A 20,996-nucleotide genomic window follows, 5' to 3' on the forward strand; every position below is an offset into this window, starting at 1 on the left:
GTATTAAGTATAAAGCTAAATACTAAATACCAAATTTCCAGATCAAGAGATAAAAAATTTAATTATATTTATCGCAATATTATCATGTCTTACAGTTCAGTTAAATATAACCGTGGGTTCACATTGATCGAGTTGATGATCACAATTGCGATCTTTTCGATAATTATAGGAGTTATGTTGCAACAGGGACGATCCATGAACACGACAGTGGAACTTGAGAATGCAAGCAGAAATATAGATCTCAAAATAAAAACAGCAAAATCGAGGTCTATAGGCGCACTGAACAACACCAGCTATGGCGTGCATTTTGAAGCGTCCAAGGTCGTGATCTTCGACGGATCGGGGTTGTATGTGGATGGAGCCGCATCGAACGAGGAGTTTATCTTGCCGACGGGCGTCGAGATTTACAGTATCAGCCTTGCGGGAGGCGGGACCGGATCGGATATTTTTTTTGAAAGACTTACGGGAAATACGGTTAATTTCGGAAGTGTTGTTCTGAGATCCGTCAGGGACACGACGAGGATGAAGACTATATTCATAAATTCCAACGGACAGGACAGTTTTTCTTCTTTCAATATAAGCTCGGGGCCTGCCATAGCGAATGCGAGACACACTCATTTCAATCTAAACTGGGATATAGGAAGTTCTTCGCAATTGATCTTGAAGTGGTATGACCTATCCAACAATCTGATACTGACCAAATCGATCAGTACGTCGGCATATTTCAATGCAGATAAGTCAAGATTCAACTGGGAAAGTACGATAAGCGAAAGCGGAATAGATCAGACAATAACAATAAACAGCTGGCTGGACGCAAGCAATTATACAGTGCTTGATGTCATAAGGCATAACACCGAGGCAGATAAGCTTGAAATATATTTTGATACGGAAAAAATCGCTACATATGCCAATATCGGAGGGGTGATAACCATTACACCCGGATCCAGCGTCATTTCGACAAATGAACTATGATCGGAAATAATATCATATAAATGAACAGCAATCAGCCAAATGGATATGGAATTATTGAAATATTGGTCGCTTCGACCATAGGAGTGATCTTGTTTTTGAGCGTGAACGGTTTTCTGACCCTGTCGTTGAAAATGGCGATCGATGATATGCATAAGGTGGAAGCGATGAATCTCGTAAGGGCCACGCTTGAAGAGGCGAGGGCGGCGAGAGATGAGGATCAATCTACGCCCACTGTCGATCCCAAGCTCGGCTGGAATAATATCTATGCATTGACCCGGGATACGGCATATTATTTTGCGCAAAGCGGCACGGGACCCTATACATGGGGATCTGTTTCGGGTGCTCAGACAGTCGGCAGATATACTGTCTGGTTCACGGTTTCGGATGTTACGAGAGCGAGCGATGGCGATATCGTAACCGGGGGGACGCTTGATCCCGGAACCGTAAAAATCACATCATATGTCAACTGGACATCATCTCGGGGTGCAGAGGAAATAAGTCTTTATGAATATCTTACAGACATAAAATAAACGATCATGGCCGGAATAAAGGAAAACGATCCAACACGAAAAAAAAACAGCTCGGGATTCACGCTTATCGAGATGGTTATTTATGTCGCTCTTTTCGGAATAATCATGGGGATGATATTCAACATGATATTGTTTGTCTATGGAATGAACAAAAGAATAACTTCCTATTCGAGCGTGACGGCGGACGCGCATTCGGCAATGGAGCGTATTGTATATGAAGTCACGAATTCCAAATATTTCTATCTTCCTACCAGTAATTTCACTAATTATAATTATATTGCCGGAAAAAGCGGACAGCTTTCGATCGCAACGGAAAAATATGCCACTGTGGACGACAGCATATCGTTCATGGATTTTTATGTTGAAGGCGGGACGCTTTTCTTGAATATGGACGGGTTTGATCCGGTGCCATTGACTTCGAGCAATGTCACAGTGTTCGATTTTGATCTCGATTATTTCAAAAATGGCCAGCGCGAATCGGTGAGGATCAGCCTCAAGGCGCGATCAGCGTCAGAGCCTACGATCATGATAGATCTCATAAATACGGCTACTATAAGATAAAAAAATGGGTCCGATAAAAATAGAAAACGACAATAGAGGTTATATCGCGCTGATCACGGTCGCTCTCATGACGGGACTTATTTTGATCATTGTCATGGCTTTGACGAACATCGTGATCTCCAAAAGAAATATAAGCAAAAATATCGTATTTTCCGCACAATCTTTTTATTCTGCGGAATCCGGGCTGGAAGACGCTATATATAGGGAAATGACGCCCTATGATTCGCCTTCAGGTACGCTGACCCTGGACGGGGCTTCTATTGATCAGACCAGAAATTCGAGTGGTGATACGATCACGATCGAGTCTATTTCCGATTTTTCAAACAACACAAGAAAAATGACGGCAAAGCTCAAGGTTGCCGTTACGACAAATGTTAAATTTCGCTATGGCGTGCAGGTGGGTGCGGGCGGATTGTTCATGCATCAAGGTTCCACTATCACGGGTAACTTGTATTCTGATGGCTCCGTGGAAAAGGGAAGCGGAAGCGCAGCCACGATCACCGGAGATGTTTTCGTCGCCACGGGCATAGAGTTGGACGGATCAGCAGGTAATTGGACTGGACAGACAACTGACAAGAATTTTGGACTTAAACAACCTCCTAACACAGAAACCACTGATATCGCAATGCGCTATGTTCCCGAATTTCCTCCGGTGGCGATCTCAGGCGGCGGGGGATCGGGTGCCAAGGCTACTGCAATTGTCAGCGGAGGTGCGATAGCGTCGATTACTATCACCGCAGGCGGTACAGGATACACATCCCCTCCTGTGATATCGATCGGCGGCGGATCGGGAGCGGTTTTTTCCGCTCCGACCATAAGCGGAGGTGCTTTGCAAAATGATATTACAGTCAGTGCGGGCGGAAGCGGATATAGTTCAACCAGCGGAAATTTATCGCAAGTTTCTTTCTATTTGAAAAGGACGAATACCGAACCGACCGACGGAATGATATATGTCACAGAGGATAATGGCAGCGGTTCTCCCATGACATCAGCGATCTCAGGCGGCAGTACGCAACTTATAGCTGAGAATATCGGTACCAGTTATAGCTGGGTCAGTTACAGCTTTGCCACGCCGCCGCTCCTGACAGCTGGATCTACTTATTGGATCGTGATAGATGCGCCTTCTTCAAGTTCGGCTACTAAATATTATTCTGTCGGAAGGTCGGCTGCCAATTCGGATATTTCCAAATATAGCGCTCCAAATTGGACCAGTCCCTCCTGGACAACTGATACGGGCCAGGGATATGCATATAAAGCGTGGATCGGAGGGAATCCGACTCATATTGATGGCATAACTGTGGGCGGAAACGCTAAAGCCAACACGATACTTAATAGTATTATCGCGGGAGACGCTTATTATAAAACGATAGATGACGATACTACGGTCCGTGGATCCCAGTGCCTTAATGCATATTGCCATCCTGGCAGCGAGGATCCTCCTTTTGAAGCCTTGCCTGTTTCTGATGGTAATATTACCGATTGGAAAGCGGATGCTTTGGCAGGAGGAACTTTTTCCGATGCGGCTCATTGCAATCCATCTGATGGCGCTGTGATTGGTCCGGCGGTTCTGGATTGCGACCTTGTAATTTCTACGGGAAATACTGTGACTTTGGGTGGTACGATCTGGGTGAAGGGTAATATCACCTTCGATGGCAATTTGCAGCTGGATGGCGGATATGGGACGAAGAGCGGGCTTGTAATTGCCGATTCCACAGATCCTGCCAAGGGAATGATAGATGTCAGCGGTTATGTCTGCGGTTCGCAGGGATATAATGGTTCAAATTGCGGCACCTCCAATGATACATATATCATGATGCTGTCAACTCATCCGGGAACCGCCGATAATGCAATTTATGGAGGCGCTCATAGCGACGCTTCCGTATATTATGCTACCAATGGCAAGGTAACGATCAAAAATCAGGGTGATGTAAAAGAGGTGACCGGCTACATGCTGGAAATATTACAGAATGCCAACGTTAGCTATCAGACCGGACTCGCTAATGCCGATTTTACTTCCGGTCCCGGTGGAGGGTGGAGCATAAGCGGATGGAACGAAATTGAATAATGTGTTATAATAATATTGTATCTGTGAGAAGAAATATGTATCAATAGATTATCGAATTGAGCTGAGGGTAAACTATTGTTACATAATTCAAAAATCAAAAAAGTTGATTTTAGAGATTTTTAAATTTTGAATTGTAATTTTGAATTTTTAGTTTTGCATCTTTAATTTTCGCCGCAGACCAGCATTGAACCGCTGTATGCTTGATTTCGTAATGCGATGATAATTACACTAGAATAAATGATCATGTCAATCTTCAACGACAACATAGCGGCTTTTGGAATGGATCTCAGCGACAGATCCGTCAAGGTGGCCCAGCTTGGCAAAAAGAACGGGAAAGTGCATCTTTTGTCTTTCGCGCGCAAAGATATTCCCAAGGGGTGGATCGAAGATGGGGAAATAAAGAAAGAGGATGAGGTTATTGACCTCGTCAAGAAGACCATGAGGGAGGCGAAACCGAGATCTATCAGTTCAAAATACGTGGTTTATTCGATTCCCGAAACAAAAGGATTTATCAGGGTGATCAAGATTCCAAAGATAGAAGGAGATAATCTGGAGGAGGCTGTGAAATATGAAGCGGAGCAGTTATTTCCGATTGATATCAGCGAGTCGTATATCGATTGGCAGGTTCTGTCCGGAGAGGATGGTAAGGTCCTTGAGGTGCTGGTTGCCGCGGTTCCGATGAAGCTGGTGGATTCATATTCTTCGATGCTGAGAAAAGCGGGTCTGATGCCGATCACTGCAGAGATCGAGTCTATAGCTATTTCCAGAAGCTTGATAAACGACAGACAGTCGGCGAGGCCGATATTGATAATCGATCTTGGCAAGGACAGGACAAGCTTCATAATCTATAAGAATCCTACGGTACAATTCACTGCCAGTATTCCGGTATGCGGGAATGAATTCAATAAAGCCATATCTGAAACGCTGAACATGAGCGATAATGATGCGGAGGTGTTGAAAAGAAAGTGCGGCCTCAGCGCCAAAGGGGAATGCAAAGATCTGTATAGGGCGATACAGCCGTCTCTTCATGAAATGATCAAATATATAAACAAACTTTCGGATTATTACAAAGAGCATTACAAGGAAGAGTCAGATATCGCCAAAGTGATCATATGCGGCGGAGAGGCGAGGATCCTGGGCATAAGTTCTTTTTTGTCGCTCCGGATAAAAAAAGAAGTGGAAAAGGGAAATCCGTGGGTGAATATAGTCTTATCTTCGGAAAAAGAGATCCCTCCGATCTCCAGGAACGATTCGCTCATTTTTGTTACGGTGTTGGGTCTTGCAATCAGAGGCATAAGCGAATCATAAACATGATAATCGGAATATGATAAAAATAAATCTTGTATCAAAAGAGGACAAAGAAAGCCTGAAATGGGAGAAGATCAACAGGATCGCTGTTTCGTATGGCCTGAAAGTTGTTATTATCCAGGCATTTTTTGCAATTTCCTTGGCGGCTACGATGGTATATTTGAATTATGAAAGAGATATGGCGAAGAATCAGCTCACAATGATTGAATCGACAAAGGAGACTCTTGAGATCAAGGAGATGGAGGACAGTTTGAAGAAATATGAAAAAAATCTTAAAGTTGTGACAAATATTCATCAGAATCATATCAGATGGACTGATGTCATAGATGCGTTCTCTTTTCTTGTTTCAAAAGGTATAAAAATAAGCAGTATCAGGTTCAGGCCGTACGAACAAGAAGTGGCTGGAATAAGCAATAAGGCGAAAACTAAAGTGGTTGTTGACAAAGGCAGATATATTTTTGAAGTTACAGGCGAGGCTTTGAAAAGGGAAGATCTTGTCGTGTTTGAAAATCAATTGAACGAAACTAAAGTGTTTAATATTTTAGAAACAGGAGATCCGGCATATAATAAATATGTTAATTCGGAAAATATTGGTTTTAAGTTCAATTTTGAAGTTGCACGTGAAGATCTTGCTAAAATATCGGGGGAATAAATATTTTATGAACAAAAAAAAACAAAAAACATATATCAATATTGCGATCCTTATTCTTGTTGCAGGCGGTATGTTCTATTTTATGAGTCAATACCTGTTGGCTTATATCGGAAACATGAGCAATGAGGTGGTTGTTGCGAAAAAGAATACTGTGCTGATAACCGAACGGAATAAAAAGATCGATGAGGTCCGGCGCAACTATAATAACATCGAAAAAGAGATCGGTGTGATCTCGGATACTTTTGTGAAAAAGGATTATCAGAAAGTCGGAGAGATGTTCATGGAGTTGGAAGAAATAGCCCGGATGAATAATATTGTACTTATAAAAAATCCGGCGCAAAAACCTGAGGAAAAGATGGGAAACAGTATTTCAGCGGCATATTTCACTATGTCCTCGAATGGCGGATTTGACGACATGATGAGGTTCTTGCTTTATCTGGATAATTTCAGGTATTATATAGATCTGAATAATATTCAAATGTCTGGTACGGGCGAAGATCAAAACGGTATCACCCAGGTGGTAATGAACGCGGAGCTTCAGGTCTATCTTGACAGTAAATAGGAACAAATATGAAAAAAATCGAAATAAATTCGAGAACCTTGAATAAAATGGCGCTTTGGATAGTCGCAAAAAGAGGTGTTTTTTTGATCGTTTTTTTTGGCGCTCTTTTGATATATAGTTTCGATGTGATCTATAAAAATGCATATATCAAATTGGAATACATCGATTATTCGAATAGCGCGGTTATCTTTGATGGAAGGAAAGAAAGCGCTGTGATCACAAAGATCACTGATAGTTTGCGGGAAAAAGATGCCATTATAAACAAAGCTTTAGATAAAGAGTATAAAGATATTTTCGTATATGAGGTTATTCAGAAAGCGGAGAATTCCGTGCCTCTGGAAACAGAATATAGCACAGAACGCCCTGTTTCCGAGAACGCGGATGGCTCAGCCGCAGGCGTGGGCGCAGCAGAGGGGGGCAATGCGGGAAGTCCGATAGATCCCGGCATAATAGTGGATGAAACGGTCAAATAGTACGACAGTGCCATCCGATCAAATTATCATTGACTTTGAAATGATTTCCTGCTAGCATTCAAAGGAGATTATTTTTATGTCCCCGTAGTTCAATGGATAGAACGGGAGCCTTCTAAGCTCTAGATGTAGGTTCGATTCCTACCGGGGATACATAGAAAGTTAAAAATGCAAAGATCAAATATCAAAAATTTGGAATACGGTACATTTCAAATGGGAGAAACCTTGACCTGTTTATTTGCCAAGAGGCGGATTTAGCGAGATGAGGAAAACGCGTGTCCGCCCACTGGCGGAGGATTCTTTCGAAAATGGAAGCATGATGCTGAAAAAAAGCGCAAAATTTTGCGGCTTTTTTTGATTTTAGGGACTTGCGATAACGCGTTTTTTGTGGTATAATTATCACATAAGCTGCTATTCATCAAAGATGGAAGCCCAAAACAAAGAAAAAACCGCAAGGCATCAAAATAAAATAAAATTCAGTTTCGGAAACCTGAAGATCAGAAATAAGATAATTTTTGGTTTTTTTATTGTATCGATAATATCCGGACTGGCCAATTATTACAGCAATTCTTTCATAGTCAATGAGTTCAGGGCGGTGAACAATACTATGCACATGTTTCATAACATATTTGCATTGCAAAAGAAGTTGGAGATAATGGTGGAGGGATATGTTTCGTCGGAAACGAAAGAAAGCATACCGGATTCTGAATTTCAGGATATATATATGGAAATTGAGAAAGAATTCGGTGATTTTATGTCTTCCGGAGGTTCGTTTCTGAACGAAGACCTGACTGCAAGGTACACGAGTGAAAGCGCATCTTTCTTTGAAAAAGAATCGGATGTGGTAGAGGTTCATAAGCGGGAGATAGCAGCCAGAATTTCAATGATCCGGCTTCAGGCGGAAGAAAAAGAAAAAAGATATGTGATCAGGAGATACGTGGAGGATCTGGGTGACGGCGATATGTATACCGCATTTTTGTATTCCGAATACGTAAGTAAGGAAATGTTGTATCAGTATAAAGATACCGAACATGCAAAGCGATGGATCGAGGCTTTGGATAAAGTGAAAGAAGCCGCAGCTCAGAGGTTGATCGACATACCCGGATTTGATGATTATCGTGATATAGCGCTCAAGACCTCGGAAGCGGTCGTGTTGCTTGAATCGATCGCCCGGGAAGAGCAAAAAAAATTAGATGATTTCAGATTTTCCATTGAAGGCTTGAACGACATACAGGACGAGCTCTCCAAAGAGCTCACAAACCAGAACCTGTCGGAGATCAACACGATCGTACTTATGGGAGTTTTTGTATTTATTTTCATATTGGTTTTTTTCACCGTGCTATTCGGATATATACTGTCGAGTTTTGTTTCAAGGCCTATCAGGGAACTGTCCGAATTCGCATTGATGGCCGCGAAAGGTAATTTCAAGCGAAGGATAGGCGTGGATACGCACGATGAGATCGGACAAGTGGCGGAAGCATTCAATTTAATGCTCGATAAGGTTGAAGAGTCAACGCAGGTGCTCGAAGTGAAGGTTGATGCGAGAACAAAGCGGCTTGAGGAACTGTCCAGGAATCTTGAAGCTCAAATAGACAGCAAAACCAAAGAATTGAATGAAAAAATAAATGAACTGGAAAGGTTTAATGACCTAGCGGTCGGGCGGGAACTCCGTATGATCGAACTTAAAAGGGAAATGGAAATAATAAGGCAGGGAAAGGGATCGGAAAAGGAAAAAAAGAAAGGTGCGGAAGTTTCAGGCGACAAAATAATGAATTGCTGGGATTTTTGGAAATGCGGGAAAGAAGTTCGTGAAAAATGCCCGGCATATACAACGAAATCAGGAAGGGAATGCTGGCTAGTTTCGGCCGGAAAGTGTCCGCGTTCAAAAGAAAGGGGATTTGAGGATTGCAAAGATTGCGGATGGTATAAGAAAATAAATAATATCGGTTGATAAATATTAATTAATAACAAATAAATATGGGAATAAAAGCTGGAGTCGGGGTCAGTCTGAAGACTGATTCAAAACAAGCCGGGATCGAGGCGTGCAATAATGCGTTAAATGGCGCATCTGATCCGGGATTGATGATCGTTTTTTGTTCCGTGAAGCATAATCAGGAGGAAGTTGTAGCGGGAGTGCGGGAGGTTAGCGGAAAGACTCCTCTTATTGGGTGCAGCAGCGCGGGCGAGATCACGAACGAAGGCGTATATGACGGCAGTGTTGCGGTTATGGCCATAGAATCCGACCAAATGAAGGTTGTTCTTGCGTCCGGCGGAGAGGTGAAACCGGGAGCCAGGCAAGCCGGAGCCAAACTTGCGGAAAATCTGAAAAGCCAGTATTTTTTTGACAGCAAATATGTTTTATTTCTCACTGACGTTTTGACCGGGAACGGAGCCGATGTTGTAAGGGGTATGAAAGACGTTCTCGGAAAAGATTATTTCATTGTCGGAGGAGCCGCAGGAGATGATTTTCTTTTTAAGGAAACGTATCAATATCTTAATGATAAGGTCTTAAGATCTTCAGTGGTTGGGGCCGGAATATCGGGGAATACCGCGGTTGGTGTCGGTGTCAGGCATGGATGGTCGCCGATCGGCATTCCAATGAAAGTTACGAAATCAAAAGGAGCGGTACTCGAAGAATTGGATGGAAAACCGGCGCTTTCAATATATGAAGATTATTTCGGAAAAAAAGCGGAAGAGATCAAGAAAGAACCTTTGGCCAGGATGGCTATCACATATCCTTTGGGCATGGACGTTGAGGGAAATTCGGAACTTCTGATCAGGGATCCGATCACGGTGGATGAAAAGGGAGCTATAACTTGCGCCGCGGAAATACCGCAAGGGTCCGAGATCAGGCTTATGATAGGGAGCAAAGAGGATGCAATAAAAGCCGCAAAAGATGCTGCGATGCAGGCCAAAGAACAGCTGAAGGGAAAAGAGGCGAAGGCTGTTGTTATTTTTGATTGCATCGCGCGCAAGAAGCTTTTTGGAAAAGATGCTTTTGACGAGATCAAGGCTATAAAAAGCGTTTTGGGGGAAAATGTTCCGATATTGGGATTCTATACGTATGGAGAGATCGCTCCTCTCGGAGGAGATGTCTCCAGCTGCAATTCAAGTTTCCACAATGAAACTTCGGTTATTCTGGCCCTTGGAGAGTAGCGACCTTTCCGGCCCCCGGTTTTGTTTGACTAAGTTCATATATTATTATGCCCGAAAAGTATCTGCAAAAAAAACAATCGGATGAGAAGAATTATGAAAACCTGCTTATTGAAATGGATAAGACGGCTAAGCTTTTGGTCAGGCGCGATCTTGAATTGAACAGGGTCAATGCAGAGCTTGATGAAACGATCTATCAGCTCAAAGAAGATGAGAAAAAATTGAAAGAAATGAATGAGGTCTTGGAGATCAGGCTTAATGCAAGAACGAAGGAGCTGAGGGAAAACATCCTGTCTCTCGACGGCCAGGTAAAAGAAAGGACGAGGAAGCTTGAAAACTCGAAGATCGCGCTTATGAACATACTTGAAGATTTCAGGAGGCAAAAAATATTGACGGAAGACGAGCAGAAGAAGAATCTCGCGATCATCAACAATTTCCCGGATGGGCTGCTGATATTCGATAATCACAACAAGCTGTCGATCATAAACAAAAAAGCGAAGGAATATCTTGGAATTTCCCAGCTCGATTATATCTATCATGAATCATGGGACGTTGAAAATGTGCTTGAATTCAAGAGCCTTATGAAAGTGATCGGCAGCGACATAAAGATCGTTTTTAAGGAAGAACTTGATATGGGCCCTGAGCTTATTCTCGAGGTTTCGGTTCAGGAATATTCGGAGATGAGCATGAGGTATGGAAAATTCGTCATTCTTCACGACATCACAAGGGAAAAAAAGGTCCAGTCGCTGAAAAGCGAATTTGTTTCAATAGCTGCGCATCAGCTGAGGACCCCGCTTTCCGCCATAAAGTGGACGCTGACCTCGCTTCTGGATGGAGATTTCGGAGCTCTCAGCGATGATCAGAGAAAATATCTCGGAAAAACCAATTTATCCAACGAAAGGATGATAAATCTGGTTGACGACCTATTGAATCTTTCGAGGATCGAAGAGGGCAGATATATATACAAAACGTCCGTTGCTTCCATATATGACCTGCTAAATACGGTCCTGAAAGCGGTTGAACTTAAAGCGAACGAAAAAAAGATCAAATTAAGCACCAGTATCGACAAACATCTTCCTGATCTGACGATCGATGAGGAAAAGATAAAACTGGTGATGCAGAATCTGGTCGAAAATGCGATAAACTACAGCCGCCGGGAAAGTTCCGTAAAGATTGAGGTTACTGATGATATAAATAAGAACGAAGTGATATTTTCCATAAAAGACAGCGGCATAGGGATACCGGAAGACCAAAGAGAAAGGATCTTTACGAAATTCTTCAGAGCGGAAAATGCGGTAAGGGCGGAAACCGTAGGGTCGGGACTGGGGCTTTTTATTGATAAAAATATCATTGAAGCCCATAAAGGGCGAATATGGTTTGAATCGGAATTGGATAAGGGTTCGACGTTCTATTTCACCATACCTTATGCCAAAAAGGATGAGCAGTTTTTCGGTAAATTCTAGTGATGTTTTTTGGGCATTCTGAGTATAACCGAATTTGTAAGAATAAATTAAAAACTGTATAATATGAATAGTTAACAAATAAGTGCACAAATATGGCAAAGAAAATAATGCTTATAGAAGATGAAGAAATATTGTCGGGTCTTCTCAGGCGAAAACTTGAAGAAAATGGATATGAGGTTATAGTCGCATTTGACGGGGAGGAAGGCATCGAGATAATGAAAAAACAGAGGCCGGACCTGGTATTATTGGATATAGTTATGCCGAAAATGGGAGGATTTGAGGTGATGGAAGAAATGAACAAGATACCCGAGTTGAACCTAAAAGATCTCCCTGTCATAATCGTTTCGAATTCAGGCCAGCCCGTGGAGATCGGAAAGGCGCAAGAATTGGGAATAAGGGACTATCTGATAAAGACGCAATTCGATCCGCAGGAGGTTGTTGACAAGGTTAAAAAATATTGCCTGAACGAGTAATTCACTATTAAAATAAAAATATGTTTCTACCGCTAACCGGCATCGTTCATCTTGTGAATTCGGCCATGATCTATATGTGCTATTTAAAGCTTAATAAAACATATAAGGACATGCAAATCAAGGATGAGGCGCTGAAATATCTGCTGTGGTTCATATTATATGTGGATATATTTCAGATTCTTGTCGGGATTGGCCATTTGCCGATATTGTTCGGTATGACGGATATTTTTTATTATACATTCAACTTCGGGTATATCGTCGGGCATATTTTCCTTTATATGGCCGAGGCTTATATAGTTCTGGTGCCGATGTACCTATATTTTTCGAAAAGCGATTTTGAAAAATACGGCGTGAATTATTCCAGGTTTTTGCTGATATTCGGGGCCATCATAACGATCATTAATGTTATGATGCCCACAAATCCCGTATTTGATGAAAAGACGGGAGTTACTATTTTCAATGTGCCTTCTTTAGTGGCGAATCTTATTCCGATCATAACGATCATATCGGTTGGATTTTCGGGCATACTTTTTTTGGCGAAATCCGTTAAGCTTCAGGGAAGTGCAAAGGTTAAGGCGATAATCTTGGGAGTTGGGATGATCATGATCGTTATCGGGGGACCTATGCATGAGACTGCAAAGAACATATTCGAGTATTTTTTGGCCGATTTCCTGATCGTAGTCGCATTTTTCATCGTAATGCTGGGAATTTATTACGAGCAGTTCAGCTCCAAGGTGCAAAAGAAATAATGTATCCGAATATTTCCACGATTAAAATAAGGTAGCAAATATTTATGGTCATACCAATCGAAAGCATTGATAAATTAATGGCGTTCTCTGTTGATTTTATATGCGGTATCTGGCTTTATTGCGCTTATGTTAAAAAAGGAAGATCGAATGAGAATTTGAAGAGCTTGTTTATTTTCTTTGTATTGATGTCGGCATATGAACTATTCGCGGCGGCAGGGATGTTGCTTCTGACGCTTGACGTGGCGGAGGTGTCCGTGCCATTGTATAATGCTTCATATGTCATAGCGTATTTACTTTTATTTTTCGCATATGCTGAGTTAATATCCGTTGCATTAAGATTATATTTTGAAACGGCGGAATTAGTCATAAATGTCAGGAAATATTATCAGGCAATTATCGTGATATTCGGCCTTGTAATAATCATTGTAAGCGCTTTCTATCAGGCAAAGCCGTCATTCGATCAAGAAACTTTTTTGATCAGTGCGAACCATGATCCGTTTGTTTATAAAATGATGGTGGCGATGATCCTGATCTCAATGTTTCCGTCTTCGCTTCTTCTTGCGGGAAGATCATTTTTTGCAAAACAAAATACTAGGGCTTATGTGATCATGGGGGCTGGTGTGGGGCTGTCACTTGTCGGGCAGCTATTAAACAATAACCTGCGGAGTATGGTTTATGTGATGATTGCCGATGCGGCGGCAATAATAGGATTGATCATGTTATTCTATGGTGCGAATTTGACCGATGTTTTATGCAAACACCAAGTCAATTTAATTAAGAAATAAGCATATGAATGAAAAGGTCTTGATAATCAAGGACAGCGAGGGGTGTTCCGAAAGCCTGAAGACGGGACTGGAAAATGAGAATTATGACGTTATTGTGTTTGAGGATGGGGAGGGTGTTATGAAGGTGATCAGAGAATACAAACCCCAATTGATAATCCTGTTCGCGCTTTATAATAAGCTTACGGAATATTATATCATAAAGGAGAAGCGGGAAATGCTTGATGAGGAGTCCATACCTCTTATGATAGTTACGAATACGGACAGGGGATCAGAGATCGAGGGTGTTTTTCATTTCGGAGCCGTAAATTGTATTTTGAAGGGGGATTTTAATGCCAAAGAGATCGTAAATAATGTTAATGAATATTTTATGAGCCATAATACGGATAAAACTATGCCAAAAAACAATATGGAAAATAAAACCATCAAAGAGATCGGCGAAGAAGTTAAAAACAAGGGTCTCAGGGTTCTTTTGGTGGAGGATGACGAGTTTCTGCGCGATATATGCAAGAGGAAACTGGAAATCGAGGGGTTTAATGTTTCAGTCGCGGTTGATGGAGCTCAGGCCCTGAAAAAAGTTGAAGAGGAGGATCCGCAGATGATACTTCTTGATGTAATTTTGCCGGGATTGGACGGATTTGAGATATTAAAAGCCGTGAAAGCGAATCCCGCAAGGGCAAAAACTCCCGTGATAATGCTGACAAATCTTGGACAGACCAGCGAGGTTGAAAAGGGGCTGAGCCTCGGGGCGGATGAATATATTGTGAAGGCGCATTTTACGATCGGAGAGATAATCGAAAAGATTAAAACTGTCATGAAGAGAAAGAACATAAAATAATAGTTCGAATATAAAAAAAGACAGGGGTCAAAATCCCTGTTTTTTTATTATTCCTCTTGCTGCAATGATGCCCGTAGCGGATGCATTGACTATATCCCTTGATAGACCAGCTCCATCTCCTGCGGCAAAAAGATTATTTATGGATGTCTCCATGTTTGTGTCGACTATCACTTCCATCGAATAGAACTTAACCTCAGGCGCGTACAGAAGCGTTGAATCTGCGGCCACGCCGGGTATGATCTCGTTCAATATCTCGAGCCCTTCTTTTATATCGGTTACGATACGATGCGGAAGCGCCATGGAGATATCTCCGGGAGTAACGTCTTTCAGCGTATTTCTTACGTGATTGTCCTCGATCCTTTTTGCAGTGCTCCTTCTTCCTTTTTTGAGATCGCCCAGTTTCTGGATTATCGGTTTTTTACCGCCGATAGTATTTGCCAGTTTTGCGATCGAGCGCGCATATTTCAGAGTATTCTCTATTGGTTCGGTCAGTTCGACGTGGACGAGGAAGGCGAAATTCGTGTTCTCGGAGACCTGATTTGTCATCGAATGGCCGTTCGTCGCCACAAGGTCGTTGTATTCTTCCTTTACGACAAATCCTTTCTCATTCGTGCAAAAGGTCCTGACGAAGTCGTCGAATGTTTTTGTCCGAATGTGGAATTTCGGGTCGTGATTTATTTTTGTGATCGGGTCCATGGTCACGGCCTGAACTTCAACCCTGACGCCGACATCCGCAGGGGAATATTTTGCCTTAAGGGAATGCTTGTTTATGATCTCTTCGGTCCAAGATGCTCCGATCCTTCCCGGTGCAATGATGACATATTTGGACCTTATTCTGATCCTCCTTGCCCTGTTTCCCGCTGTTTTTTCTTTGATGATGACGCCTTCACAGGTCTTTTTTTTCACAATTATGTCGGCCACGCCCGTGTTGAATTTGAAGATCACGCCTCTTCTCTTCAAGTCTTCGATGAAATGTTTTATGACGACGGGCGCCTGATCCGAGCCGATATGTCTCTGTTTGATCTCTATGAATTTAGCTCCGAACGACGCGGCTTTGCGCTTCAGGTCCTCAACTTCTTTTCCTTTCGGAATGAACAGACGGTCCGGCGCGCCATATTTCACAAAGATTGTGTCGACAAGATCCACGAGGGTGTTTGCGTATATCTCGCTTCCTGTCTGCTTTGCCAGGTCTCCTCCGATATCGGGCCTCAAATTGAGAGTGCCGTCGGAGAATGTACCGCTTCCCCCCGCTCCGCTCATAATGTTGCAGATGCGGCATTTCGCGCACAGATTGCCGTTGTTTTTCATGATACACTTACGTTCATTTATGTCAGGCCCCATGTCTATGACAAGGACTCTGCATTTTTCAGCAAGCTCGTTTGCTGCAAAGATGCCTCCCGGGCCCGCACCGACTATTATTACGTCGAATTTATCTTCCATTTATATTCACCTCGATTTTTAATGAGCATAATAACCCCACAAAGAGCCATTAGCCGACCTAATTATATATTAATTAAAAAAAAGAGCAAGCATTCAGCCCGCTCCGAAACATGCTAAAAAGATCAATTGTCATTGCCTGTAGCAAGTGTGTCCTTGATCCTGTCATATCCATTAATGTCGAGGGTAACGCTGTTATTGCCAGCGCCGCTATCGCTGATATTGAACACAGAATCGTTCATGTCCACAAGAAATCCGGTTATCAGAACAAAGCTGACGATCGTGATCATAATGATCGAAAGGCTTATGAGCGCGTATATGTTATTTTTTATCTTGCTGCTGATCATGTCCGGGCGTTACTTTTTTAAAAATATCGAAGCTCCGATCGTCATCAGGTCGGGAGCGGCATCGGTGTCCTGAGAATTTCTGATCTCGATCCTGTTTATTTTCGTAAGATGTGGAAGCTTGGAAAAACCATCGGTAAACCTAGAAAAGAATTCCTTCTTTCCCGAAAAAATTACCGTGAAATTAAGTTTGTTCGTATTCGGGCTGAAAGATTCGGGGTTATTATCGAATTTGATCGTATTGCTTCCCCCAAGCTCGAGGGACAGTTTATCAATCCTGTCAATGAGATCATCCATATCGTCTATTCCCGGAAACAGACTTCTTGCTTTTGGAAGGCCATCGCTTACTATCGCATAGTCCTTTTTCAGATTAACAAAATTGCTTTCCCGTTTATCGAGAGAAATAACCATGTTGCGCCTTTGGGAGATCTGGTTGACCTCTGCGGATATTTTGTCTTTCATTACAAAAAGCGCGAGCGTGGAGGAAATGGCCGCAATAATGACGAAAGCTGAGATCTTTATGATTGGCTTGGATATCGGCATATGTTATTTTATATACATCGTAAGATTGAAATTTATGTCGCTTTTTTTCGCAATATCCGATGAAGACAGAGAAGCGTTAAAAAAATCATCAGAAGCGGCTACAGTATTCTTGAAATACTTGTATCCTTCCCTGGATGATGATATTCCGGATATGTTTATCGTTTTTGCCAGGTCGTTTATGCTGATGTTCGAAAAGGATATTCCGGTCGTTGCGAGCCTGTTTATCTTTCCGATCAGTTCGGAGTGATCAGTTTGCGACAGGGATCTGATGCTGCTGATATCGGAAATGTATCCGTTAAACTCTTTTGTGTCAGTTTCCATTTTGAGGTATTCTGCGGATATCGGGACACTGTTCTTTACATTCAGCTGATTTGTGAGGCCGGCTTCAAGCGATGTTATGAATATAAAGAATGCTATGAATATTGAAACGTAGAAGACCGATAAGGACGATATAAAGAAAAGTATTGATTTCGAAAAAGATATGGCTTTTTGGGTTTCGTACAGGCTTTCGGTCCCGACAGGGAGAAGGCTTATTATGGTGTCGTCGCTTCTGGGTATGAAAGCTCTTGCGGCGGCGCCTGCAACAGGAAGCCAGTCGCTGTTTTCAAGGGATTTGATCTTGATACTCGTTTTTTCAATGGGGATCTGGATCTTCCCTATCTTTTTGATCAGGGCGTCTGTATTGAAACCCTGGCTGACAATAAGCGCTTTTTCTATGCCGATGGATCCGTTCTTGCTTTCGAAATACAGAGAGAGTGTGACGATCTTCGCTTTAATTACAGTTTTGAGATCGTTCAGGTTTTTTATGGGTTTTCCAGCTGATGCTTCCCGCCATGTTTCAAATTGGCTGAAATAGGGCCGCTTGTTTTGATATATCGTGCTGCTTATGCCCTCGTCCGTGAGATGTATCAGGGCAATAGGGGACTCCGGCAGATCAATCACTCTTTCCAGGCTGAGGAAGTATGTTTCGAGCGCGATAAGTTCGAATGAACTCGCCTTCAACGCTTCGATATATGCATCGATCAATGTTTTTTTTGCCAAAGAAACAAGGACCTGTTTTTTGCCGTTGATCTCGCCGACAATCTCCCAGTCAAAATAGCATGAAGACAGCGGGAATGGAAAGCTGTCGGATGCGTTCGTGGTGATCGCTTCGAGAAGCTGTTCGCTGTCGAGGATCTTCGGGAATTCCAGGATCTTGCTGTATATCCTGTTGGGCGGGATCGTGACCACTGCGAAGTTTGAAAGAAGTTTTTTCGGAGCGAACGTTTTTTTCAGCTTCTCCAGCGCCACAACCAGTTTTTTCTTGTCCGTGATCTCTCCTGAGGCGATTATGCCGTCATCGAGCTCAACCTCGGATCTTCCCTTGATGGAGATATTGCCATAAGCGTCCTGCTGCAAATAAAACATCCTCAGTTTCTCGCTGCTTATATCGATCCCTACGATCTTTTCTTTTGGAACAAGGAGTTTTATCAGGTTCATCGTTTTGTTTTGTTAGAATATCTCTTTTTTGGATAGCAGCGTCAGTCTGCCGTTGCTGTCCATATCAAAAGATGCTTGAATTTTTTTTGTGTTATTATCAAAAAGTCCGGTACTGGTTATTATGATCTGATTCGGGGGGGGGGAGCTGTCAAAATCAATGGTCGCTGTGCCATTATTCAGCTGCAACGTATAGCCGGTATTATAGTTCTTGTCCCGTGCGACCTTTTCCAGCGCATCTCTTATTCCTGCTTCCGCGATATAGTAGGCGTTAAGCGCATTTTCGTTGTTCCTGATTATCTCGATCTTATTATAGCTTGCCAAGTTCATTGCCAGTCCGATCGCAAGCAGTGCGGCAGCAAGTATCAGAACAGTCGGAAGCGCGATTGCTCCCTTATCATGCAATGCGGTTTTGTTTGATATAAATTTGGTCATTTTGGTAAAACAGTTGTCTGGCTTGTTTGTCGATATACATAATCACGTCTTCCGTTATCATTATAGCTTATATTCAGCTTAATTTGAATAGAGCCGGCTATGTTTTTGAAGGTCGGATCATTCGGAGGATTTGATGCGGAAAGAGTGACTTTCGAGCTTAGAAGGTCCTGAGGCGTGCAGTCGGGGTCGGGGGTGGCGCAATCGATCTTGCACTCGCCCGATGCCAGGCAGTTCGCTCCCAAAACACCCAAAGTTCTTTTGAGCGTTCCGTTTTGCGCATCAAATCGGAGCAGTATCTCGCCTGAATTCGATACGATATCCAAAATGTCTCCATTCGGATTTATATTGACGGAATCGGCTCCTTCCTGGCCTCTTGTGCCATTAACGATATTCTGCATGGCGAATTGAAGATTTTGCTGGACCTCGGTTCTTGCCTCGCTTGATCCGGAGTTGATGGCAAAGATGGAAAAAACATTGGCAATGACCATCATGACTCCCGCCAAAAGCCCCATGTAGATGAGGAGTTCGAGGAGGGAGAATCCACCGCTATACTTATTTTTTATAGTTTTATCGGACATAATACTTATAATTTACAATTCTCAATTTCCAATTTCCAATTTCCAATTTTCAATGAATATTGATTAATTGAAAATTATTCCAGGAATGTAAAATGAAAAAATCAAAGATAAAAATTATGGTGTTTTTGTCTTCAGGCCAAAAACAGATCTGAATCAATAAAGGAACCTCTGAAAAACTCCATTTTGTCATTCCTGTGAAAGCAGGAATCCACTATTTAAGCTAAACTTTATTTTACAAAATGTTACATTCTGACTGTTTTTCAGACTTTCCTAAAGTTTGAAATCCGAGTTGTCATTTTCATTTTTTATTTAAAATTTACATTTGTTTCAGGGTGCCCAATTCACGACAACGCTGTCAACTTGCGGATTGTTCGATCCGCTTATGGCGCAGCTCGGATCCGAGCATAGGATGATCTTGTATCGGAAATATTTTTTGTTGTTGTGATCGTCATAGCACTTGATCTCCTGAGGGGCGCCGGATGCGTTCTCGTAGTATGTCGTGTCCAGACATCCCAACCCCTGATCGGGTCCGAGGTATGCCCAATTGCCGCTGTCGTCACAGGCAGGAGGATTTGTTTTTCCGTTCGGGCAATTCGATGTTGCGAGCTGGAGTCTGACGCCCCCGCCGTTCAAAAGCCCAATCCACATTATCGAATTATATGCGGCGCCTTTTGCGGATCCCGTGTCGAAGGTCGAGGATATCGAGTATCCGGTTATCGGATATGTGCCTTGTTCCGCGTGTTCGTAAGTCAGATAAAGACGGGCGCTCCAGGAGCTGACCGGTTTATCGGAAGTGAAGTGAAATGTATAATCTTTATTGTTGACGATGTCCATGTCGGATAAGGCATCATATCTTATCATGAATTTTGTCGTGCTTTGCGGACCAAGATCGATCGCATAAGACTTTTTATAGTTCACTGAAGCGCCCGAATTATAGAGACCTGCCTGAACCGTGCCGGCACCGGAGCCTTTGAAGACGCCGCCAATCTCGACAATCGCGCTTCTCAAAACGGGATTTGTTTCGGGAGCCGAGATCGAAAAATTTTTGGTGATCACTCCGTTTGCGGCAGTTTTGCTGTTTTCCTGTCCGACAAAGAATTCCGTTGTCTTGAGAAGAGTGCTTTGAACGCTGTCGTATTCATAGGTCAGGATCAGTTTTGCGGAAAATATGGAGAAATTACCCCCGGTTGCGCTTCCCGTCAGATTCAGGGTATAGGCAGCGGTTGTATTGAAAATTATGGATGTTGCATCGTAGTTTATATTGAATTCTTGTGCTTTGGTCGAAAGGTCGATCATATATGTTTTTGGATCAGAAGCTATTCCGCCCTGAAGGTCTGTTGTGATGCTCTGAGATCCTGAGGTATTATATGAAATTCCGCTAATCTCGATGTGAGCTGTCTTGATCGTGACTGCATTTTCCGGGATCGTAACACTGAATGCGGAAGAATAGGGGGTTCCTGCCGTTTGAACGGCATTATCTTGTGCGGCAAAAAAAGTCACTGTCTTGGAAACCGTAAGCGCATTCAGTTTTTTTGAATATGAAAAAAATAGCGTTGTCAGCGGCAAGATCAAAAACATCAAAATAATTTTATTGCGCTTTTTCAT

General features: G+C 42.6%; 22 protein-coding genes and 1 tRNA gene. 16 read left to right on the forward strand and 7 right to left on the reverse strand.

All coding sequences use genetic code 11. The annotated features are described in order from the left end of the window. Positions 1–84 precede the first annotated feature (84 nt). The 16 genes from WC788_04115 to WC788_04190 all read left to right on the forward strand — a co-directional run bounded on the left by WC788_04115 (position 85) and on the right by WC788_04190 (position 14,578). Positions 85–972 (forward strand): prepilin-type N-terminal cleavage/methylation domain-containing protein, encoded by an 888-nt coding sequence (locus tag WC788_04115; GenBank protein ID MFA6096785.1) that lies wholly within the window; start codon positions 85–87, stop codon positions 970–972. A 20-nt stretch (positions 973–992) separates the two neighbouring features. Further along, the gene (locus WC788_04120) at positions 993–1,502 is read left to right on the forward strand and encodes a hypothetical protein (protein ID MFA6096786.1); all 510 of its coding nucleotides are present in this window, start codon (positions 993–995) and stop codon (positions 1,500–1,502) included. Positions 1,503–1,508: 6 nt separating this feature from the next. Then, complete coding sequence (locus WC788_04125; GenBank protein MFA6096787.1) at positions 1,509–2,063, forward strand: prepilin-type N-terminal cleavage/methylation domain-containing protein; 555 nt, start codon at positions 1,509–1,511, stop codon at positions 2,061–2,063. Between the two features lie 4 nt (positions 2,064–2,067). Further along, a complete protein-coding gene (locus WC788_04130) occupies positions 2,068–4,128 on the forward strand; it encodes a hypothetical protein (GenBank protein ID MFA6096788.1) in 2,061 nt (686 codons plus the stop codon). A 237-nt stretch (positions 4,129–4,365) separates the two neighbouring features. Next, positions 4,366–5,436, forward strand: coding sequence for a type IV pilus assembly protein PilM (gene pilM, locus WC788_04135; GenBank protein ID MFA6096789.1), 1,071 nt, complete (start codon positions 4,366–4,368; stop codon positions 5,434–5,436). Positions 5,437–5,452: 16 nt separating this feature from the next. Then, positions 5,453–6,088: a hypothetical protein gene (locus tag WC788_04140; GenBank protein ID MFA6096790.1), complete on the forward strand. Its 636-nt coding sequence runs from the start codon at positions 5,453–5,455 to the stop codon at positions 6,086–6,088. A 7-nt stretch (positions 6,089–6,095) separates the two neighbouring features. Beyond that, the gene (locus WC788_04145; protein MFA6096791.1) at positions 6,096–6,650 is read left to right on the forward strand and encodes a hypothetical protein; all 555 of its coding nucleotides are present in this window, start codon (positions 6,096–6,098) and stop codon (positions 6,648–6,650) included. Between the two features lie 8 nt (positions 6,651–6,658). Then, a complete protein-coding gene (locus WC788_04150; GenBank protein MFA6096792.1) occupies positions 6,659–7,123 on the forward strand; it encodes a hypothetical protein in 465 nt (154 codons plus the stop codon). 78 nt (positions 7,124–7,201) lie between these two features. Further along, positions 7,202–7,273 (forward strand) — tRNA-Arg (locus tag WC788_04155). A gap of 271 nt (positions 7,274–7,544) precedes the next feature. Further along, complete coding sequence (locus tag WC788_04160; GenBank protein MFA6096793.1) at positions 7,545–9,071, forward strand: HAMP domain-containing protein; 1,527 nt, start codon at positions 7,545–7,547, stop codon at positions 9,069–9,071. 26 nt (positions 9,072–9,097) lie between these two features. After that, the gene (locus WC788_04165; protein ID MFA6096794.1) at positions 9,098–10,276 is read left to right on the forward strand and encodes an FIST N-terminal domain-containing protein; all 1,179 of its coding nucleotides are present in this window, start codon (positions 9,098–9,100) and stop codon (positions 10,274–10,276) included. 47 nt (positions 10,277–10,323) lie between these two features. Continuing rightward, positions 10,324–11,736 carry an ATP-binding protein gene (locus tag WC788_04170; GenBank protein ID MFA6096795.1) on the forward strand — a complete coding sequence of 471 codons (1,413 nt, stop codon included), beginning with the start codon at positions 10,324–10,326 and terminating at the stop codon, positions 11,734–11,736. Between the two features lie 92 nt (positions 11,737–11,828). Then, positions 11,829–12,209 (forward strand): response regulator, encoded by a 381-nt coding sequence (locus tag WC788_04175; GenBank protein ID MFA6096796.1) that lies wholly within the window; start codon positions 11,829–11,831, stop codon positions 12,207–12,209. A gap of 20 nt (positions 12,210–12,229) precedes the next feature. Next, entirely contained in the window at positions 12,230–12,958 is a 729-nt protein-coding gene (locus WC788_04180; protein ID MFA6096797.1) for a hypothetical protein, read from the forward strand. A 44-nt stretch (positions 12,959–13,002) separates the two neighbouring features. Beyond that, positions 13,003–13,743, forward strand: a complete 741-nt coding sequence (locus WC788_04185; protein MFA6096798.1) for a hypothetical protein — start codon at positions 13,003–13,005, stop codon at positions 13,741–13,743. A gap of 4 nt (positions 13,744–13,747) precedes the next feature. Next, positions 13,748–14,578 (forward strand): response regulator, encoded by an 831-nt coding sequence (locus tag WC788_04190; protein ID MFA6096799.1) that lies wholly within the window; start codon positions 13,748–13,750, stop codon positions 14,576–14,578. Positions 14,579–14,605: 27 nt separating this feature from the next. Here WC788_04190 and WC788_04195 read toward each other — a convergent pair whose 3' ends face one another. The 7 genes from WC788_04195 to WC788_04225 all read right to left on the reverse strand — a co-directional run bounded on the left by WC788_04195 (position 14,606) and on the right by WC788_04225 (position 20,996). Next, entirely contained in the window at positions 14,606–16,018 is a 1,413-nt protein-coding gene (locus tag WC788_04195; GenBank protein MFA6096800.1) for an NAD(P)/FAD-dependent oxidoreductase, read from the reverse strand. A 122-nt stretch (positions 16,019–16,140) separates the two neighbouring features. Continuing rightward, positions 16,141–16,362 carry a hypothetical protein gene (locus tag WC788_04200; GenBank protein ID MFA6096801.1) on the reverse strand — a complete coding sequence of 74 codons (222 nt, stop codon included), beginning with the start codon at positions 16,360–16,362 and terminating at the stop codon, positions 16,141–16,143. Positions 16,363–16,371: 9 nt separating this feature from the next. Continuing rightward, positions 16,372–16,902: a type 4a pilus biogenesis protein PilO gene (gene pilO, locus WC788_04205; protein MFA6096802.1), complete on the reverse strand. Its 531-nt coding sequence runs from the start codon at positions 16,900–16,902 to the stop codon at positions 16,372–16,374. 3 nt (positions 16,903–16,905) lie between these two features. Then, positions 16,906–18,381, reverse strand: a complete 1,476-nt coding sequence (gene pilM, locus WC788_04210; protein ID MFA6096803.1) for a pilus assembly protein PilM — start codon at positions 18,379–18,381, stop codon at positions 16,906–16,908. Positions 18,382–18,393: 12 nt separating this feature from the next. Then, the gene (locus tag WC788_04215) at positions 18,394–18,813 is read right to left on the reverse strand and encodes a hypothetical protein (GenBank protein MFA6096804.1); all 420 of its coding nucleotides are present in this window, start codon (positions 18,811–18,813) and stop codon (positions 18,394–18,396) included. Continuing rightward, entirely contained in the window at positions 18,810–19,391 is a 582-nt protein-coding gene (locus tag WC788_04220) for a hypothetical protein (GenBank protein ID MFA6096805.1), read from the reverse strand. Before WC788_04220 ends, WC788_04215 begins: the two co-directional genes overlap by 4 nt. Before the next feature lie 327 nt (positions 19,392–19,718). Further along, positions 19,719–20,996: a hypothetical protein gene (locus WC788_04225; GenBank protein ID MFA6096806.1), complete on the reverse strand. Its 1,278-nt coding sequence runs from the start codon at positions 20,994–20,996 to the stop codon at positions 19,719–19,721.

Source organism: Candidatus Paceibacterota bacterium, assembly GCA_041661265.1.
Taxonomy (GTDB): Bacteria; Patescibacteriota; Minisyncoccia; order JAHIHE01; family JAGLIN01; genus JBAZUT01.

Bases quoted from the DNA above. Each gene is read 5' to 3' on its own strand.
- WC788_04150 (MFA6096792.1), top strand. From the start codon at position 6,659: ATGAAAAAAATCGAAATAAATTCGAGAACCTTGAATAAAATGGCGCTT.
- WC788_04175 (MFA6096796.1), top strand. From the start codon at position 11,829: ATGGCAAAGAAAATAATGCTTATAGAAGATGAAGAAATATTGTCGGGT.
- WC788_04125 (MFA6096787.1), top strand. From the start codon at position 1,509: ATGGCCGGAATAAAGGAAAACGATCCAACACGAAAAAAAAACAGCTCG.
- WC788_04180 (MFA6096797.1), top strand. From the start codon at position 12,230: ATGTTTCTACCGCTAACCGGCATCGTTCATCTTGTGAATTCGGCCATG.
- WC788_04115 (MFA6096785.1), top strand. From the start codon at position 85: ATGTCTTACAGTTCAGTTAAATATAACCGTGGGTTCACATTGATCGAG.
- WC788_04185 (MFA6096798.1), top strand. From the start codon at position 13,003: ATGGTCATACCAATCGAAAGCATTGATAAATTAATGGCGTTCTCTGTT.
- WC788_04215 (MFA6096804.1), bottom strand. From the start codon at position 18,813: ATGACCAAATTTATATCAAACAAAACCGCATTGCATGATAAGGGAGCA.
- WC788_04165 (MFA6096794.1), top strand. From the start codon at position 9,098: ATGGGAATAAAAGCTGGAGTCGGGGTCAGTCTGAAGACTGATTCAAAA.
- WC788_04130 (MFA6096788.1), top strand. From the start codon at position 2,068: ATGGGTCCGATAAAAATAGAAAACGACAATAGAGGTTATATCGCGCTG.
- WC788_04160 (MFA6096793.1), top strand. From the start codon at position 7,545: ATGGAAGCCCAAAACAAAGAAAAAACCGCAAGGCATCAAAATAAAATA.
- WC788_04200 (MFA6096801.1), bottom strand. From the start codon at position 16,362: ATGATCAGCAGCAAGATAAAAAATAACATATACGCGCTCATAAGCCTT.
- pilM (MFA6096789.1), top strand. From the start codon at position 4,366: ATGATCATGTCAATCTTCAACGACAACATAGCGGCTTTTGGAATGGAT.
- WC788_04145 (MFA6096791.1), top strand. From the start codon at position 6,096: ATGAACAAAAAAAAACAAAAAACATATATCAATATTGCGATCCTTATT.
- WC788_04140 (MFA6096790.1), top strand. From the start codon at position 5,453: ATGATAAAAATAAATCTTGTATCAAAAGAGGACAAAGAAAGCCTGAAA.
- WC788_04170 (MFA6096795.1), top strand. From the start codon at position 10,324: ATGCCCGAAAAGTATCTGCAAAAAAAACAATCGGATGAGAAGAATTAT.
- WC788_04220 (MFA6096805.1), bottom strand. From the start codon at position 19,391: ATGTCCGATAAAACTATAAAAAATAAGTATAGCGGTGGATTCTCCCTC.
- pilO (MFA6096802.1), bottom strand. From the start codon at position 16,902: ATGCCGATATCCAAGCCAATCATAAAGATCTCAGCTTTCGTCATTATT.
- WC788_04195 (MFA6096800.1), bottom strand. From the start codon at position 16,018: ATGGAAGATAAATTCGACGTAATAATAGTCGGTGCGGGCCCGGGAGGC.
- WC788_04225 (MFA6096806.1), bottom strand. From the start codon at position 20,996: ATGAAAAAGCGCAATAAAATTATTTTGATGTTTTTGATCTTGCCGCTG.
- WC788_04120 (MFA6096786.1), top strand. From the start codon at position 993: ATGAACAGCAATCAGCCAAATGGATATGGAATTATTGAAATATTGGTC.
- WC788_04190 (MFA6096799.1), top strand. From the start codon at position 13,748: ATGAATGAAAAGGTCTTGATAATCAAGGACAGCGAGGGGTGTTCCGAA.
- pilM (MFA6096803.1), bottom strand. From the start codon at position 18,381: ATGAACCTGATAAAACTCCTTGTTCCAAAAGAAAAGATCGTAGGGATC.